Here is an 18426-nt window from a genome sequence, read left to right as displayed (position 1 = left end):
TTCTTTTGAAAACTTGCATATACACGTGCGCCGCTCGAAACTTCGCGCTTACGCGCTCGTTGCGAAGCTCGCGCACGAATCCTCTACATTATTAAAACCGCGATGTGATATACGATGAACGACAGGACGAGCGCGCTTGCGATATAGTAAAGCGCGATCGATGCCGTCCATTTGAGCGAATGCGTTTCGCGGTATGTCGCCGTAACGGCCATGAGACAGGGCACGTTGAACGAAACGGCGAACATAAAGGCAAGCGATTCCGCTTTTGAAATCGCTTCGGGTAAAACGGATGCGAGGTTTCCGCTTGACACGCCGGCGGTTTTCGACAAAAAGGTCGCCGTCATGACATCGCCCGTTCCGACATAAAGCGAATTCAATACTCCGAGCACCGCTTCTTTTGAAACGGCGGACGCGAGAAAAGCGATAAAGGTTTGCCAGCCCAATCCGAAAAATCGCGTAACCGGTTCGATGTACATACCGAATCGATAGATAATGCTGTTTTCCGCGCGTCCCGTCGATGAAAACGAAAGCGCCCAAAAAATTACCGAAATCAAAAATATGACGCGGAGCGCCCTCTTAAAGATATCCCACGATTTTGCAACCGACGTATAAAGCACGTTTGCCCACCTGGGCCGGTGATACGGCGGAAGTTCCATCAGCATGCCGGTACGCTCGGCGGCGGGCGAAAGTTTGTTGCCGAAAATCTTTGCCGTGATGAATATCATAAAAAACATATACGCATAAATGCCGAGCATGACGAGGATGCCGTGAGCGCCGAAAAAGATCGTCGCGAGCGTCGGCATGACGGTAGCGATGGCGGCGCAGGGTACCGCCCACGTAAGCATGATCGTCAGTATGCGCTGTCCCCAATTGTCGATGACGCGCGCGCCTGCGGCTCCTCCGATCGTGCAGCCCAAACCCATCAGCATGGGGCAGATGCTTTTTCCCTGCAGCCCGAGCTTCGTCATCGTTCCGTCGAAAGCGTAGGAAATGCGCGCCAAAAATCCCGTCTCTTCGAGCGCCGTAAACGTAAACGTTACGCCGACGACAAAGCCCGCCATCGCGGCGGCAAAGTATACGACGTTCGGGATCAAATCGGCAGCGAGCGATTCCAAAAAAGGAGCCGCGTGTCCGGCTTGCATGAGGCGGTGGAGGAGGGGAGATGCGAGACGAGGAATAAACGATCCGAGTCCCATGAGCGGTACGGCCATGATCATCGACGCGACGAAAGCGAGCAGCATGACGGCGACGGAAAACGGCTTTCCCCAGCGGCGGCTCGTAAAGATGCGGTCGGCTCTTGAAAGTGCTGCGCGCTTTTTTTCGCCTGTGACGACGCCGTCGAGCAGCGCTTCGATCCATTGAAAGCGGGCGTTCGCAAGTTCCATTTCACTTTTTGCACCGCCGCACAGAGCGTCGAGTTTTTCCGTATCGATTTTTTTCGGATTATTAAATTCGCTTCGGAGTATGTCTTTCAGTTCGGGATATTTTTTTCTGTCGGCGGCGACAAAGGGAACGACGGTGATGCCGAGCCGTTTTGAAAGGCTCTCCGTGTCGATCGATTTTCCCTGCAGTTTTGCGACATCCATCATATTGAGAATTAAAACGGCCGGTACGCGCATCGGTGCGAAGTCGGCGAGCATGTAGAGGTTTCGCCTCAGCTGTGACGCATCGGCGAGTATGCAGACGATGTCGGCTTTACCGGATGCGATGTAGGCGCGCGTTATCTCTTCTTCCTGTGACCCCGCCGAAAGGGAATAGCTTCCCGGAAGATCTGCGACGATGTATCGCTCTCCGTCGATAGTGAAATAGCCTTCTTTTTGTTCTACCGTTTTTCCGGGCCAATTGCCGACGTGCTGGTGCGAGCCCGTAAGTCCGTTATACAGCGTGGATTTTCCGGAATTCGGTTGTCCGAGCAATGCGATTGTCTTTGTCATAATCACTTCTCCGCTTCTACGAAAATTTTACCGAGATCGCCGCAGCTGATTGCGATCAGCGTATCGCGCGCTTCGATGAGTATGGGCTGTTTTTTTTCATGTCTCACGACGGTGAGCGGACAGCCGACCGTAAGCCCCATCGACGTAACCCTTCCGATAAAATGCGCATCTCCTGCGATATCCGTTATTTTCCCGGAAAAACCTTCCTCCGTTTCGCTCAGCGACATAACACCTCCTGCATGGTTTGAAAACGCGCCAGGCGCGCAGTTAAAAAGGTAGCCTATGCTAATATTACTATAGCACAGATTTTCAAATCGTGCCATATCGATTAAAAATAAATTCGTTTTTTACTGCTCGGCGCTTTTTACGGCGTCTATATATTTTCTTGTCGACTTCGGCAAAATGAAGTACACTTATACGTGCGGTTTTTATTTAAAATTGCGGATAAAAATGCCGCATTTTTGCAGAGGCGGCATGAAAAATAATTATTAAAAGGGAGTTGCTATGGCGATAATCGGCGCGTTTATGGTTCCGCATCCGCCTCTCATCGTACATGAAGTAGGTAAGGGCAGGGAAAATGAAATTGCGGCGACAATTGCCGCGTATGTGCTGGTTGCAAAAAAAATTGCGAGTCTGAAGCCCGAAACGATCGTCGTCACGTCTCCGCACGCACCGCTTTACCGCGATTATTTTCATATTTCTCCCGGTATCGAAGCCTTCGGTGATTTTTCCGATTTCGGTGCGCCGGAAGTTCGCTTTCATCTTTTTTACGATGCCGATTTTGTTAAAGCCCTTTGCAGCGAAGCCGATAAAGAAGCTCTCGCGGCGGGTACGAAAGGGGAGAGGCGCCCATCGCTCGATCACGGTACGGCGGTGCCGCTTTATTTTATTAATAAATATTACACCGATTATAAACTCGTGCGCATCGGTCTTTCGGGGCAATCGTACAAAGCGCATTATGCGCTCGGCGAATGTATCCGTCGAGCGGCGGAAAAAACGGAAAAGAAAATTGCCGTCGTCGCAAGCGGCGATCTGTCGCACGTGCTGAAATCCGACGGGCCTTACGGGTATCGCGCGGAAGGGGCGGTATACGATGAGCGCATCATGGACGTCATGGAACGTGCCGATTTCGGAAAGCTTTTTTCGTTCAGTCCCGATTTTTGTGAAAACGCCGCGGAGTGCGGACACCGTTCGTTTATCATTATGGCGGGCAGTCTCGACCGCACGGCAGTCCGAGCGGAAAAGCTTTCTTACGAAGGACCCTTCGGCGTCGGCTATGGGGTCTGCGCCTATGACGTGACCGGGTGCGACGAAACGCGCAATTTTTTGGAGCGCTACGAAGCGGAAGAGAAGCGCGCTCTCGATGCGCGGAAAAAAAACGAAGACGAATACGTCCGCCTCGCAAGGCTTGCGGTCGAAAATTATGTGCGAACAAAAGGCAGGCTTCGCATCGAAGGCGGCGCGGCCGTATGCTCAAGTACTTCCGAGCGTATGGAGCTTTCGGGCGACTTGCTCAAAAACCGCGCAGGAGTTTTCGTATCGCTGAAAAAAGACGGCATGCTCCGCGGCTGTATCGGAACGATTGCGCCGGTTTGGGAGAGTATCGCCCAAGAGATCTTGCACAATGCAGTAAGCGCAGCCTCTTCCGATCCGCGCTTTTCCGAAGTGACGAAAGACGAACTTTCATCTCTCGTCTACAGCGTCGACGTCCTTTCGAGCCCTGAAAAAATTTCGTCGAAAGAAGCGCTCGATGTAAAACGCTACGGCGTCATCGTGACGAAGGGAAACAGGCGCGGCTTGCTTTTGCCGAACCTTGAAACGGTAAATACGGTCGATGAGCAGATCGAAATCGCGTGCAAAAAAGGCGGCATCGACAAAAGTGAAAATCCCGAACTCGAACGCTTTGAAGTCGTGCGCCATTATTAAATTCCGGGTATTGCAATGAAAGACGATGCAGGTACAAAAATACTTTCGCCGAGAAATCGTACGACAGTTCTTACGACGGACGACAGAAAATTATTAAAGCCGCTCATACGCCGCGCGGCAGCCCCGCTTTCGAAAGATGAAATCGTCGATTCGATATTCAACGGCGACTTGCTCAATGCGATCGATTTTTTTCCGTCGGAATCGGTCGATCTCATGATAATCGATCCGCCGTACAATATCACGAAAAATTTCGGCGGCGTAAAATTCGCGTCTCGCGGAGACGAAGCGTATGCGGATTACCTCGCTTCGTGGTTTCCGCGTGTCGTTCGGCTCCTTAAAAAAAATGCGAGCGTGTACATTTGCGGCGATTGGAAGAGCGCGGCATCTGTGTACACGGCGGCAAGCGGTTTTTTGACGGTGCGAAACCGCATTACGTGGCAGAGGGAAAAGGGACGCGGGGCGAAAGCGAATTGGAAAAATTGTTCGGAAGATATTTTTTTTGCGACGGTAAGCGGCGATTATTATTTCGATGCGGATGCGGTCAAGCAAAAGCGGCGCGTCATAGCGCCTTATCGTAAAGACGGAAAACCGAAAGATTGGGAGGAAGCCGACGACGGAAAATTCCGTTTGACGGGCGCGTCGAATTTTTGGGATGACATCACGGTGCCGTATTGGTCGATGAGCGAAAACACCGAGCATCCGACGCAAAAGCCCGAAAAGCTTATCGCAAAATTGATATTGGCGAGTTCGAAAAAAGGCTCGCTCGTTTTCGATCCTTTCCTCGGTTCGGGTACGACGGCCGTCGTCGCAAAAAAGCTCGGGCGCAGGTATTGCGGTATCGAAATCAACGAAGACTACTGTCTCCTTGCGTTGAAGCGTCTTGAGCGGGCGGAGCGCGATACGTCGATCCAAGGGTATACGGACGGCGTGTTTTGGGAACGCAACACGGGAAGGGAGCAGGGAGAGCTTCGTGAAAAGCGCTGAGGGCGAAATGCGTGTGACGTGCGACACGTGTTTTTACCGCTGCTCTCTCGCCGAAGGTCGGACGGGAAAATGCCGCGCCCGGATCAACAGAAGCGGAAACATCGTCCCTCTCAATTACGGACGGCTTACCGCGCTCGCCCTCGATCCTATCGAAAAAAAACCGCTCTATCGATTTTTTCCCGGAAGCATGATTTTGTCGGCGGGAAGTTTCGGCTGCAATATGCACTGCCCGTTTTGCCAAAATGCGGAGATTTCGCAAAGCGGCGGCGACATCGAAACGGCGTATGTTTCGCCCGAATCCCTTGCCGAAAAAGCTTTATCGCTTGTTCCTCGCGGCAATATCGGCGTCGCGTACACGTACAACGAACCGCTCGTGTCGTGGGAATACGTGCGCGATGCGTCGCGCTGTGTACGCGCTCTCGGCATGAAAAACGTCGTCGTTACAAACGGCTGCGTCAACAGCACTGTGATCGAAAAACTGCTGCCGTACATCGATGCGATGAATATCGATTTAAAAGGATTTACGCGCGAGTGGTACGAAAGCTTGGGCGGCGATTTGGATGTCGTCAAAGATACGATTGCACGCTCGGCGAAGAAGACGCACGTCGAAGTTACGACGCTCATCGTTCCCGGAAAAAACGACGGCGAAGAGGAGATACGCTCGCTCGCGCAGTGGGTTTCGAAAATCGATAAAAAGATTCCGCTGCACATCACGCGCTTTTTTCCGCACTGGCGCATGCCGGATACGGAGGCGACGCCGGTCGGCACGGTGTACCGCGCGGTTTCGATCGCGCGCGAATATCTCGAATACGTATTCCCCGGCAATTGCTGAGCGGGAATTTTTTCCGAATGTTTTAGACGCCTAAGAAAATATCAAAAGTTTTCGATACAACCTGTTCGCTTTGTCGATTTACGGCAAATAGTATAACATGACGGCATATTCAACGTTTTATTATCAATCATTAGGAGTAATCGCAATGAGACTGCATCAAAAAATTGCATGCGCGCTTTTGATCGTATGCGCAGCCGTTTTTACGGCGTGCGGCGCGTCCGGAAAATTAAAAGACGGAACGTACACGGAGTCATCCGTCGGGCACAACGGAAAGGTTACATTGGAAACCGTCATCAAAGACGGAAAGATAGCCGACATTAAAACCGTCGAAAGCTCGGAGACGAAGGGGCTCGGACAGGCGGCCGTCGATCTTTTGTGCCGCGCTATGACGGAAAACAACAGCATTCAAGTCGATACGCTCACCGGCGCGACGATATCGTCGAATTGCGTCAAGCGGATCATGCAGGAAACGGTAAAAAAAGCCGGCGCATCGGATAAGACGATCGCTTCGATGGCGGCCGTTACGCTGCGTCCGGCTGCGGAAAAAACTTCCTACGAATACGACATCGTAGTTATCGGCGCAGGCGGCGCCGGTTTGACGGCGGCTATTACGGCAAAGCAGGGCGGCGCTTCCGTCGTCGTGCTTGAAAAAAACGGATTTGCGGGCGGCAATACGATGGTATCCGGCGGCGGCTTGAACGTCGCAGGTTCCGATTTGCAGCAAAAAAAGGGAATAACCGATTCCGTCGAAAAATTTGCCGAAGATACGCTGAAGGGCGGCGACAATAAAAACGATCCCGTACTCGTCGGCATTATGGCGCGCAATTCCGTTGCGGCATACAATTGGCTGCGCGACGATATCGGAGTTCCGTTTATGCAGGAGCGCGTGCAGCAGTTCGGCGGGCATTCGGTTCCCCGCGCGTGCGTCCCCGTCGGAAACAGCGGCTATACGATAACCGAAGCGCTCGTAAAAAAATGCGAAGCGCTCGGAATCGATATCTTTTACGAAACGAAGGCGGTAAAATTACTGAAAGAAAACGATGCCGTTACGGGCGTTGAAGCTGAAAACGGCGGTAAAACCGTTTCGTTTGCCGCAAAAAAAGGCGTCGTGCTGGCGACCGGCGGATTCGGAGCGAATGTCGCGATGCGCGTCGAATACAATCCCGCATACGGAAGCGAATACAAAACGACGTGCATACAGGCGGCGCAGGGCGACGGTATCGTCATGGCACAGGCTGCCGGCGCAAAGCTCGTCGATATGGGCTATATTCAAGTCTATCCTACCTGCAATCCCAAAACGGGGATCATCTCCTATGTCGCCAATTCCCGCTTTGACGGCGCCGTTTTAGTCAATAAAGAAGGAAAGCGCTTTGTAAACGAAGGCGGCAGGCGCGACGTTATTTCGCAGGCGATCCTCTCACAGACGGACAAATGTGCGTATTTGGTGTGGGGAAGCGAAATCGAATCGGTGGGAAAGATGACGCAGATACATGCCAAAGAATTCGAACAGCTGAAAGCGACGAATCTGCTCGTTCAGGCGGATACGCTGGAAGATGCGGCAAAAGCCGCCGGGATCGATGCTGCCGCTCTCGCTGCCGAAATTACGGAATTCAATTCCTTTGTCGACGGCAAAAAAGATCCGAAGTTTCAAAAGACCGGCGCGTTCAGAAAGATTGCCGAAGGACCGTTTTATATAGAAACGGTGACGCCTTCCACGCACCACACGATGGGCGGTGTCGCGATCGATGCGCACACCCGCGTGCAGAGCGTTTCCGGAGGAGCGATTAAGCGCCTCTTTGCCGCAGGCGAAGTTGTCGGCGGTATTCACGGTACGAATCGTTTGGGCGGCAACGCCATCACCGATATCATCGTTTTCGGCCGTATTGCGGGAAGCGAAGCGCTGAAAGATTGATTTTCGCCGCCGATGAATTTTATGCGGTCAAAGTCGCTGAGAAAGGCGAAATTCTTCACTATGGAAGAGGGCGAGCCGAATATCTGCGATAAAGTCGAAAAGAAGTGGTAAACCGATTTGTCGGTAATAAAGGGGCTGTCGAAAAAGTAACCGACTTTTGAGACAGCCCTTTTTATTTTTGCGCCGTTCGAATTGTTTATTTATAAGCGAATGTATGTTATAATTAGGGATTAGGAGGAATGTATGTCCGATTCGGCATTTAATTATTTTAATCGATTGGATTCGCTTGATTTATCGGATTTGGAAATTCTTTCCGACAAAATAACGACATTGATTTTCAAAAAAAAGAAAACCGATAGTTTGCAGATTGAAAAGGGGTTGTCTTTTTTTAATAAAATAAAAGGCAGTGTGGATCGTAAAATCGATGAAAAACAAGAATTGAAAAAAGCCTTGGATGAAAAATACTCATATTCTAATTGATACAAATATCGTACTTGATTTGGTTCAAAAACGGGAACCGTATTCGGAAAACGCTTCTAAAATAATCAATTCTTGCGTCATCGGAGAAAATATCGGATATTTTTCAGCACACTCATTTTGGATTATATTATTACACGTGATAAAGAAAACGGGTTTAAGAATTCGCCGGTAAGAATTATCAGCCCGGAAGAATTTTTAAAATTATAATTGCTTTGTGTCTTTTCCAAACCGAGTTGAAAATAACTCTTTTTTATCTCCTCGCCGTCATATCCGTTTGTGCCGATTGCAGCCCATTGACGGCTCATTCCGTTTTATATAGAATTCGCAAGAGATTCACGGACTATCCGAAAGCGGAAGCGTTCGAATATGTCCTTTGTATCGGGAGATGTAATATGAAAAAAATATGCATGATTTTTGCCGCAGCCGGTTTTATCGCCGCTTCGGTTCAAGCTCAAGTACTTCAAAAAACGGGAGTTGAAAATACGGTGTGGACGGGATTCGGCGGACCGCTCGGATCTCAAAGAGCCAAATATTACGGCATTATCGATACGCTTCAAGCGCGTGTCGATGTCGGTATTTTTACGATCGACGGTATGATCAACTGGGGCGCGCTCGCGCGCTGGAACGACGGCGATAACACGCTCGATAATTTTTCGATCGAAAATACGGAACGTTCGGCGCTTTCCTATCATTATTATAACGGCGGAGAAGATACGAATAACGTACAGCGCATAGGAGCGCCTCTGGGTGTGACATACAATAACGCCGCGAACGGTCATTTGAATACGCGATCCGATCCGTATTATATCAATTTTTTGATGCATCCGTTTAAAGGCTTCGACGCGGGTGTCGGTACGAAACTCAATTGGTCGGTCGGTCCCGCACCCGGCTACGGTGCATGGGTGTGGGAAGCGGGAGCGCATATACGCGCCGGCGGTTTCAGCACGTCTTACGACGATCGGCACGGCGTCGCACAGGGAGGGAGCGATTGGAATGTATGGAGTGCGAGCGCTCACCGTTATCGCTATACTCCCGATGCGCCCGGTTCGTACGATGTCGTCGGTTTCGTTCCCGTCGCGAATAAATATGCGAAGACGGCAATCGCGGCGCGCTACCGCTATAAAGACGTCTTTCAAACGGGCATTGCGATTCCGAGCGGAGCGAATACCGATGCTCCGATTATAAACTTCGGAGCGGAAGTGCATCCGGTCGATTTTTTGCGCGCATCGTTTGCATACGAAGGGATATTTCAACGGGACGGCAATCTGTATACGGGCATATCGCTTGCCTTCGACAAGCGCTTTGTTATCGACGCATGGTTCGGCTGGGATTCGATCGATGCCGATAAAAACGATGCGGATATGGCGTGGACGACGGGAGGGGCGGTTACGATCTCCTTTCCGAAAATCGATTTGACGATCCGTCCCGAAGCGGGTTTGAATTGGTTTGAAAATGTGAATTACGGTCCCGCCGTTTACACGGGTATCCTCGCGCGCTTTGCGGTTTCGCGCAATGTGGTTTTAAGCGCATGGTCGTCCCTTGCGTGGGGCTCTTATGACAAACGCTGGGGCGACAGAAGTTATGCGACGTACTCGGCGACGAAAGATTATACCGGCGGTTTTATTTTCGACATCCGTCCGGAGGCGACATTTTTGTTTAATACCCGCCATTCGCTTTCGATCGACTTCGATTATGAAAACCGCACGGCCTTTGACGGAAAAAATCGATCGGCGTGGTCGTTCGGAATTTATTGGACGTATAAATACGGCGTATGATTCGAAAAAACGCCGTCGCTCTTTACAAAAATCAATGCGCGCTCGTCGCCGATGTCGAAGGCGAAAAATATGCGATTCAATATTGTCCTTCGTCGTCCGCGACGGGAAAAAAATCATACGTATCGCTTAAAGTGCGCGAAAAGGATATCGCTGTGCTGCACGAAGGACCCGCTTCGTCTCTCGATGCGCTCCTTTCGTTTTCCGACGGCACGATTTCCGCTCAGCTTTCCGAAGCTTACGAACTGCTTCGATCCGATCCCGGCACCGCGTCGTCGCCCGTCCTTTTTTCGGATATCGCCCGGCTCATGCGTCCGTCTTTTTCGGCGGACGAAAGTTTTGCCGTCTATAAAGCGATTTCCGAAAGCGACGAGTTCGCCCTCGATACCGCATCTTTTAAATCCGGTACGCTTGCGTTTGTGGTGCGGAGCGAAGAAGAAATAGCGGCATTAAAACAAAAAGCATACGAAAAGGCGCACGAAGGAGAGGTGCGCGCGGCCTTTATCAAGCGGCTCAAACAAAAAAAGCTCGAACTTCCCGGCGACTCCAAGTATATGAGCGAAGTCGAATCTCTCGCGCTCGGTCAGACCGACAAATCGAAGGCTATGGCGGAGGCGGGTTTTTCACAGACGCCCGAAAAGGCGCACAAGCTGCTCATCGATACGGGCGTATGGTCCGTTACGCGAAATCCGTATCCGACGCGCTACGGGCTTTCGATGACGTCGGCATCGGAGGGGCTTGCCGTTCCGCCCGAAGAAGAGCGGCTTTGCGTGCAAAGCCGGGCATACGCGATCGACAACGCGTGGTCGGAAGATCCCGATGATGCGGTTTCGTGGGACGGCGAATACCTGTGGGTGCATGTCGCAGATCCCGCTTCCAGCGTCATGCCTGACAGTTCGATCGACAAAACCGCGCGAGAACGCGGAACGACGCTCTATCTGCCCGAAGGGACGAGTCGTATGCTTGCGGAAACTTCCCTTGCCGATTACGCGCTCGGTTTGAACGAGAGGAGCCGCGCGCTTTCGTTTCGGATTTTATTCGACGACAAGGGCGGCATTTCCGACTGCGCGGTTTTTAAAACATTCGTGAATGTCGAGCGCCTTACCTATGGAAAAGCGGATGCGCTGAAAGATTCGCCCGAATTGAAATCCTTGTTCGATATCGCAAAACGCAATATCGAACGGAGGAAGAGAGCGGGCGCCTGTTCGGTCGATTTGCCCGAAGTGCATATCAGTGTCGATGAAGAGACGAAAAAAGTTTCGATCGAACCGGAGATCCGCTACGAATCGGGCGATATGGTGCGAGAGATGATGCTCCTTGCAGGAGAAGGCGCGGCTCGTTTCGCGTTTAAAAACGGCATTCCCTTTCCGTACGTAAGTCAGGAAGCGCCTTCGGTTCCCTCCGATCTGCCTCCGGGACTTGCCGGCGATTTTCGTCTCTTGCGCTGTATGCGAAAGCGCAGCGTCGGCATTACGCCCGCGCCTCACGCTGCGATCGGCGTTTCTATGTACAGCCAAGTGACGAGCCCCCTCCGCCGCTACGGCGATTTGATCGCGCACGAACAGCTGCGCGCGTTTATGGCCGGCAGGCCGCTCATCGACAAAGACGATATGCTCATGCGCATCAGTGAAGGCGATATCGCGTCGATTGCCGCACGGAAAGCGTCGCGTTGCAGCGAAACGCACTGGAAGCTCGTATATCTTTTACAAAATCCCGAGTGGACGGGGGAGGCTGTGTGCGTCGATAAAAAAGACAAACAGGTTCAGCTCTATATCCCGTCGCTCGATATGCAAGCCTTTATCACACCGCAAAAAAAATATGAACTGAACGATACGCTTGAAGTCAAGGCGGCGAATATCGATATCCCGCAGCAGACAGTCGTTTTTGTGCCGCAAGATTGACAGCTCGCGACGTATTATCCGCAGCTTTTGTGTCTTACCGGTGATGGTAAAAGCGAATTCTTTTGAAGTCGACGGTGTTTCCGGTGCGACGATGACAAGCAAGGCTCTGATTGAAGCGGCAAAGCTTGCATTAAAAGATGCCCGCTGATATAAAAATTATTGAATAAAAAGGGCTGCCTGAAAAGTCTGTGAACTTTTCGGCAGCCTTTTTTTGTGCCGGATATCTGTCCGCCGGATATCTGCCGGATATCTGTCAAAAAAAATCGTTTGACAGCTCGTATTTTTTGCCGTATACTGAATTTCATAATATAACCCCAAGGGAGGCCTTTTATGGCAAAAGTTGAACTGAAGGGTGTCGGTAAAGTATACGAAGGCATGACGCGTGCCGTCACCGACGCCAATATCACGGTCGAAGACAAAGAGTTTTGCGTTTTCGTCGGCCCGTCCGGCTGCGGAAAATCGACGACGCTCCGCATGGTTGCGGGTCTTGAAGACATTACCGAAGGCAAGCTGTACATTGACGGCGTGGAGATGAACGATGTTCCGCCGAAAGACCGCGACATCGCCATGGTGTTCCAAAACTACGCGCTGTACCCGCACATGACGGTGTACGACAATATGGCATTCGGTTTGAAGATCCGCAAAATGGACAAAGCGGAAATCGACCGCCGCGTAAAAGATGCTGCAAAGCAGCTCGATTTGACGCAGTATTTGAACCGAAAACCGAAAGCGCTTTCCGGCGGTCAGCGCCAGCGCGTTGCAGTCGGACGCGCGATCGTGCGCAATCCGAAAGTATTCCTCTTCGACGAACCGCTGTCGAACCTCGACGCGAAGCTCCGCGTTACGATGCGTTCAGAACTCGCTTCTTTGCACCAGAGGCTGCAGGCGACGATGATTTACGTTACGCACGATCAGATCGAAGCTATGACGCTCGGTACGAAAATCGTCGTTATGAAAGACGGATTTATTCAGCAGATCGGTGCACCGCTCTATTTGTACAATTCGCCGATCAACAAATTCGTCGCGGGATTTATCGGCACGCCGCCGATGAATTTTATGACGGTCAAAGTCGCTGAAAAAGGCGGCAAGATCGTATGCGACGAAGGTTCGTTTGAAGTCGTTCCGACGGACGCGCAGGCAAAAGAGCTGAAAGCTTTCGTCGGCAAAGAAGTATCGTTCGGCATCCGCCCCGAAGACGTCGCGTTTTCTGAAAAGCCTGCCGCGTCGAACAATATGCAGATGAAGCTTACGAACAAAGAACCGCTCGGCTCGGAAACGCACCTCTATGTCGTTACGACGAAGGGACAAAACCTCATCGTTAAAACGTCGGCAAATGCGGACTTCCGTCTCGGCGATACGCTCAACTTCGTTCCGAATATGGAAAAGGCGAAATTCTTCTCTATGGAAGAAGGCGAGCCGAATATCTGCGATAAAGTCGAAAAGAAGTGGTAAACCGATTTGTCGGTAATAAAACCCGCCGCAGCGATGCGGCGGGTTTTTTATCTTTGCGCCGTTCGAATTGTTTATTTATCGCCCCTCAAAAAAAATATGAACTGAACGATACGCTTGAAGTCAAGGCGATGAATATCGATATACCGCAGCAGACCGTCGTGTTTGTGCCGCTGTAAGAGGGGAATCAATTACCCATTACGAATTATCAATTATTAATCACGGAAATCAATTTTTGCTCGAGTATTGTTTAAAAAGTTGATAAAGTGCTAAAGTAAGTGTATGAGGTGGGAAACATTAGAAGAAGCACTTGCAGTGCTTGAGACGGAACGGGAATACGACGGGTATTTTTGCAGCGTACAAGACGCGGTTATCATCGTGATTTTGGGAAGCTTGTGCGATTTGCAAAGCGTAAAGAAAATCCACGAGTGGGCAACGACCGAACATGTCAGAACATTTTTGGCAGAAACGTTCGGAATCAAACGAATACCGTGCTATTGGTGGCTGTTAAGCCTGCTTGGAATCATACGGCCGGAATCATTGAATGAGTGTATGAAACAATGGGTAGCTTCGGTTGTACCGGCTCTTGCAGCAAAACTTGAGACGGAAGAGAAAGAACAAAGCGCGAAGAAAAAGAAGCAGCCGTTGACGATAGCCATAGACGGAAAAGCTATCCGCTCAACGGGAAAGATGAAAAAATACGACAGTCCCTTGCATATCATCAGTGCACAGATAGGGGAATTGGGGTTGACGCTTGCCCAAAGAACGGTCGAATCAAAGAGTAATGAGATTCCTGCCGTACCGGAATTGATAAAAGAGCTTGAAATTCAGGGCTGTATGGTGGTCGCGGACGCAATGAACTGTCAAATAGAGACTGCCGAGGCGATAATTGAGGCAAAAGCGGATTATTTGTTAAGTGCGAAGGGCAATCAGGAAGCACTTATGAACGATATCGCGGAGTATGTTCAGGATACAAAGCTGAGAGTGACGATGGACAGCATCACACGAACGGAAAAGGGACATGGGCGGAAGGAAAGGCGCAGTGCGTATACGAGTGCAGATGTTTCATGGCAGCCGGGAGGACGAGTATGGCCGGAACTCAAATGTATTGGAGCAGTGCATACACGATTTGAGACGAGTAAAGGGGTGACGGAAGAATGGCATTATTATATTTCAAGTAAAGCGTTACGAGCGGAAGAGCTGCTCCATCATGCAAGAGAGGAATGGTCGGTGGAATCGATGCATTGGCTGTTGGATGTACATTTTGACGAGGACAGATGCAGGGTGCAGAGTAAGAACGTACAACAGAATCTCAATATGCTGCACAAGTTTGCGCTTAACATAATCCGCATACACAAACGTGAATCACAATCGAAGCTGCCTTTAAACGGGATTATGTTCCGTGCACTTATGAATCCTCAAGCATTATTACCGCTTTTGGGCAAAACTTGATTTCCGTGATTATTAATGCCTTTACTTTTCCGCGCATACGGCATATACTGTAGGCGATGAAAAACGTATTTGCAGCGTATATGTCGTACGGAGTACTTGACACGCATACGCGCATCGCGCAAAATTCACGGCTTCACGGCTTCACGGCTTCACGGCTTCACGGCTTCACGGCTTCACGGCTTCACGGCTTCACGGCTTCACGGCTGAGGGCAAACTCTCTTTAAATAAAATCCGACAGCTTTATCTCATATTCTGCGCGCGGAGCGGAAACGCTTTCTCCGCGCGTTTTGCAGTTTCCCCTTCATTGTTTGTATGCCGCTTTCCGTTCGCGGAAGCGGATGGTTTCATACAAGAGGAGGTTCTTATGCTGAAGTATGCATTGCGTGAAAATTTGCTGACGCCGGCGCCTGACAACTATATGGCGCAGACAGCGGATGTGAGATCGTACACGCTTGACGAAATCATCAACTTGATGATGGAAAAGGGTTCGTCGGTAACCCGAGCCGATGCGGCGGCGGTACTGCAAGTGTACGGGGAAGTGTGCGCCCTCGTCATCGCCAACGGCAGCGCGCTCAATACGCCGCTTTTCAATACAAGCATGAGCATTTCGGGCGTCTTCGACGGAGCGAACGACTCTTTCGACAAAAAGCGTCACGCGGTAAACCTCAATATGACGGCGGGAACGCTCCTTCGCGATGCCCTGCAGGAAGTGAAGTGCGAAAAAACGCAAATTGCAAGCACCGATCCGTATATTACCGAAGTAAAGGACGTCGTCTCGGACACGGTAAATACGGTGCTGACGAAGGGCGGCATCGTGCAGATAACGGGGAGCCGTTTGAAATTCGACGCGAAAGACGAGTCTCAGGGGATCTTTTTCGTGCCGGAAACGGGGACACAGATTCGAGCCTCCGTCATCGCCGAAAACAAACCCGCCCGCCTTACGGCGCTGATACCGAACTCGCTTTCGGCGGGAACGTATTATGTGGAAGTAAGGACAAAACTTGCCGAAGGCGGAAAACCGCTTAAAGCGATGAAAGCCGGACGTTTTGCAAAGCCGCTTACCGTTACGGCATAAGTGTAGGCACCCTGCACGCATAGGTGTAGGGTGCTTACACACATAGGTGTGGACACCTTACACGCACAAGTGTAGGCAGCCTACACGTATAGGTGTAGGTAATAGAGAAAAATATTTAGGAGACAATATGAAGACGAATCGAAAAAAACGTTTTGTGTTTTTCCGTCAGGCTGCGGCGGCTTTTATCGCGCTTGCCGCAGTATTTTTGCTTGCAGGCTGTCAGCAAAATGCCGAAACGCCGGCACAGCCGCCGAAGGACACGACGCCGCCGGCCGAAGTTGCAAACTTTACGGCGGTTGCAGGAAGTGCAAGCGTTATCAATTTGAGCTGGAAAAACCCTGCCGACGACGACCTCTATCAGGTAGAGATCACGGCCCTCCCCGCTCACGGCTCGCTTAAAACTGCCATATATCTTGCAGCCGAAAAAGGGAAAGTCGTAAGCTATAGTGCGGACGGTTTAAGCGCCGACACGGACTACACCTTTACGGTAAAAACCGTCGACAAATCGCTCAATAAAAGCGCAGGCCTAAGCAAAACGGCACGTACGCAAAGCGCATCCGTACCGGGCGCCCCTATGACGATTACGCTTACGCAAAGCCCCGCGACCCCTACAAACGGTGCCGTTACGGTAAGCGTTTCATCGAGTACGTCGGTGAAAACTGCCAAATGGGCAGCGGGCATAAAAACCGTAGACGAGGTTTTGACAAGCGGTACCGATATTACCGGCAACAGCTTTACGGTAAGCGTCAACGGCACCTATACCGTTGCGGTCATGGATAATGACGGGAGGCGCGAGATAAAGACGATCACCGTCGGCAATATAGATAAAACCCCGCCTGCAAAGGTACAAAACCTTTCGGCAGTCTATAGTTCGGCAGGTCAAAAGATCACCGTAACGTGGACGAATCCCGCGGACGCCGACTTTGCGGGTAGCGTTTTGCGCTGGAAAAAAGGCGCGGGAAGCGAAACTGAAGTGCTCCGTTCAAAAACCGACACAAGCTATGAAATCACGGGCATAAGTCCCGACAACAGCGAATATACGATATCCCTTACCGCAAAAGATGAACTCGGTAACGAAAGCGAAAAAGAAAGCGTAACGGTGCGTTCGACACTCTATGCGGAAGTAACGGCTATAAGCCTCGACCGCACGCACTTGGATACGATCATGACGAACCGCTCCGTAGCGGTAACCGTAACGGGAAGCAATTTCAATACGCTTTCAAGCCTTTTGGTACAGGTGACGGACGGTCATACTTCCGAGTCTCCCGTAACGGCGACGATCGATGCGGCGCACAATACAGCGACTGCGACGGTCACGGCGCCCGTTCCGGCAAGCCCGACCGAAGCGGGTACGGCCTATACGGTACAGGCGATTGTAAACAGTGCGACGCCCGCACAGGCGACTGCAAACTTTATTGTTTCCGCTCCCGCAGCGGTAAAAGAAATCATCCTTTCGCCCGCACAGATCAAATTCGGCTCGGCATCGAACGTTTCGGTAAAGGTAAAGGGAGCGAATTTCGATATCAGAGGCGAAACGAAGATAAAGCTTTTGAACTCTGCGGGGCAGGAAGTAAGTGCGAGCACGGTAACGGTCGCACCAAGCGTCGGAAACGCATCGGAGTTCACCGCTTCCGTCCCGCTGCCGGCTGAAAGCGGCGTCTTTACCGTTGCGCTTTATTTTGACGGTAAAAAAGATGCGAAAACCGCAGATGTACAGCTCTATGACGACCCCGTCATTACGAAAGTTTCTATTCCTCGTGCGGGCATAAGCTATGCGGGTAATAAGCTTCCCGTCATGATTATCGGAAAAAACTTTAAAGCTCCCAGTATAAGCGCAGCCGACTTCAGCGGTACGGGTGCGACCTTTGCGAATTTCAAAGTCGTAAGCGATACGAAGGCGACTGCAGAAGTAAGCTGTCCCTATACGGCGGGAGAACATACGGTTACGGTGAACTGCAAAAACGCAAACAAAACGGGCACGATTTCCGTACAGGATTACAGTGGAAGCTATGTACCGGGTGAAATCGTACTGGCGGACGGAACGCGCGTTACAAAAGAGGACTATACGGCAGTAGATCCGAGCAATCCGCCGATTGCGGTCATCTGCGGAAGGAACAGTTACGGCGCTCCGTGCGGCATCGCACTGCACAAAAGTACATCTTCTTTGTCGTGGGCAAAAGACAAAACGACGGGCGATGGCACGAAATTCGAAGGGATCGTCTGCACGCCGAGCGTAACGGGAAACGGAGCTGCCGCTTCGGCAACTTTTACGGGAGATAAAGGCGGAAGCGACAACTGGGACTATATATGTTCCGTAGACCCCGAAGGAACGGCGAATGCCGCCGTAAACTACCCCGCTTTCGACTGGGTGAATACGTACAATGAGACGTACAAATCCAAACTCGGCTCTGCCCGTCCCGCATGGTATATGCCGAGCATAGCCGAACTCTGCGAAGTGTACAAAAACCGCGAGGCGATAAATGCAAGTCTTTCGAAAATAAACGGGCTTGACGGTACCTATGCGGATGCAAGTCTCGGGACGAGCTGGACCCAGTACTGGTCGTCGTCGCAGCATTCCAGCCTCAATGACAATGCGTGGCTTGCGGATTTCGGCAGCGGCTACCTTCACAGCAAGTACAAGACCCTCAATTACAATCTGTGTTGTATAGCCGGCTTTTAACGTGAGCGGAGCGAACGTTACCTATTTAA

Annotated in this window: 15 protein-coding genes; 13 read left to right on the top strand and 2 right to left on the bottom strand. The window is 51.1% G+C overall.

Going from position 1 to position 18426, the window contains the following annotated elements:
* Window positions 1–83: 83 nt before the first annotated feature.
* Window positions 84–1934 (bottom strand): ferrous iron transporter B, encoded by a 1851-nt coding sequence (locus H9I35_RS05045; RefSeq protein ID WP_187420490.1) that lies wholly within the window; start codon window positions 1932–1934, stop codon window positions 84–86.
* Window positions 1935–1936: 2 nt separating this feature from the next.
* Entirely contained in the window at window positions 1937–2161 is a 225-nt protein-coding gene (locus H9I35_RS05040; RefSeq protein WP_187420489.1) for a FeoA family protein, read from the bottom strand.
* A gap of 277 nt (window positions 2162–2438) precedes the next feature.
* Here H9I35_RS05040 and amrA point away from each other — a divergent pair, with 277 nt between their 5' ends.
* The 13 genes from amrA to H9I35_RS04975 all read left to right on the top strand — a co-directional run bounded on the left by amrA (window position 2439) and on the right by H9I35_RS04975 (window position 18397).
* On the top strand, window positions 2439–3860 hold the full coding sequence (gene amrA, locus H9I35_RS05035) for an AmmeMemoRadiSam system protein A (protein ID WP_187420488.1): 1422 nt from the start codon (window positions 2439–2441) through the stop codon (window positions 3858–3860).
* A 15-nt stretch (window positions 3861–3875) separates the two neighbouring features.
* Window positions 3876–4844, top strand: coding sequence for a DNA-methyltransferase (locus tag H9I35_RS05030; protein WP_187420487.1), 969 nt, complete (start codon window positions 3876–3878; stop codon window positions 4842–4844).
* Window positions 4831–5676 (top strand): AmmeMemoRadiSam system radical SAM enzyme, encoded by an 846-nt coding sequence (gene amrS, locus H9I35_RS05025; protein WP_252722728.1) that lies wholly within the window; start codon window positions 4831–4833, stop codon window positions 5674–5676. Before H9I35_RS05030 ends, amrS begins: the two co-directional genes overlap by 14 nt.
* 145 nt (window positions 5677–5821) lie before the next feature.
* Window positions 5822–7588 carry a flavocytochrome c gene (locus tag H9I35_RS05020; protein WP_187420486.1) on the top strand — a complete coding sequence of 589 codons (1767 nt, stop codon included), beginning with the start codon at window positions 5822–5824 and terminating at the stop codon, window positions 7586–7588.
* Window positions 7589–7831: 243 nt separating this feature from the next.
* Window positions 7832–8068: a hypothetical protein gene (locus H9I35_RS05015; RefSeq protein ID WP_187420485.1), complete on the top strand. Its 237-nt coding sequence runs from the start codon at window positions 7832–7834 to the stop codon at window positions 8066–8068.
* Between the two features lie 392 nt (window positions 8069–8460).
* Complete coding sequence (locus tag H9I35_RS05010) at window positions 8461–9843, top strand: hypothetical protein (RefSeq protein WP_187420484.1); 1383 nt, start codon at window positions 8461–8463, stop codon at window positions 9841–9843.
* Window positions 9840–11741, top strand: a complete 1902-nt coding sequence (locus tag H9I35_RS05005; protein WP_187420483.1) for a ribonuclease catalytic domain-containing protein — start codon at window positions 9840–9842, stop codon at window positions 11739–11741. Before H9I35_RS05010 ends, H9I35_RS05005 begins: the two co-directional genes overlap by 4 nt.
* Window positions 11742–11784: 43 nt before the next feature.
* The gene (locus H9I35_RS05000; RefSeq protein ID WP_187420482.1) at window positions 11785–11889 is read left to right on the top strand and encodes an FMN-binding protein; all 105 of its coding nucleotides are present in this window, start codon (window positions 11785–11787) and stop codon (window positions 11887–11889) included.
* 182 nt (window positions 11890–12071) lie between these two features.
* Entirely contained in the window at window positions 12072–13193 is a 1122-nt protein-coding gene (locus H9I35_RS04995) for an ABC transporter ATP-binding protein (RefSeq protein ID WP_187420481.1), read from the top strand.
* A complete protein-coding gene (locus tag H9I35_RS04990) occupies window positions 13187–13369 on the top strand; it encodes a hypothetical protein (RefSeq protein ID WP_187420480.1) in 183 nt (60 codons plus the stop codon). The genes H9I35_RS04995 and H9I35_RS04990 overlap by 7 nt, the downstream gene beginning before the upstream one ends.
* A gap of 103 nt (window positions 13370–13472) precedes the next feature.
* Entirely contained in the window at window positions 13473–14642 is a 1170-nt protein-coding gene (locus tag H9I35_RS04985; protein ID WP_187418599.1) for an ISAs1 family transposase, read from the top strand.
* A gap of 364 nt (window positions 14643–15006) precedes the next feature.
* Window positions 15007–15717 carry a DNA-binding domain-containing protein gene (locus H9I35_RS04980; protein ID WP_187420479.1) on the top strand — a complete coding sequence of 237 codons (711 nt, stop codon included), beginning with the start codon at window positions 15007–15009 and terminating at the stop codon, window positions 15715–15717.
* A 127-nt stretch (window positions 15718–15844) separates the two neighbouring features.
* On the top strand, window positions 15845–18397 hold the full coding sequence (locus H9I35_RS04975; protein ID WP_252722727.1) for a fibronectin type III domain-containing protein: 2553 nt from the start codon (window positions 15845–15847) through the stop codon (window positions 18395–18397).
* Window positions 18398–18426 lie beyond the last annotated feature (29 nt).

The organism is Treponema sp. Marseille-Q4132, from assembly GCF_014334835.1.
Lineage (GTDB): Bacteria > Spirochaetota > Spirochaetia > Treponematales > Treponemataceae > Treponema_D > Treponema_D paredis.
Note: the sequence above shows the minus strand (reverse complement) of the source record. Positions and strands in the feature narration are given on the sequence as shown.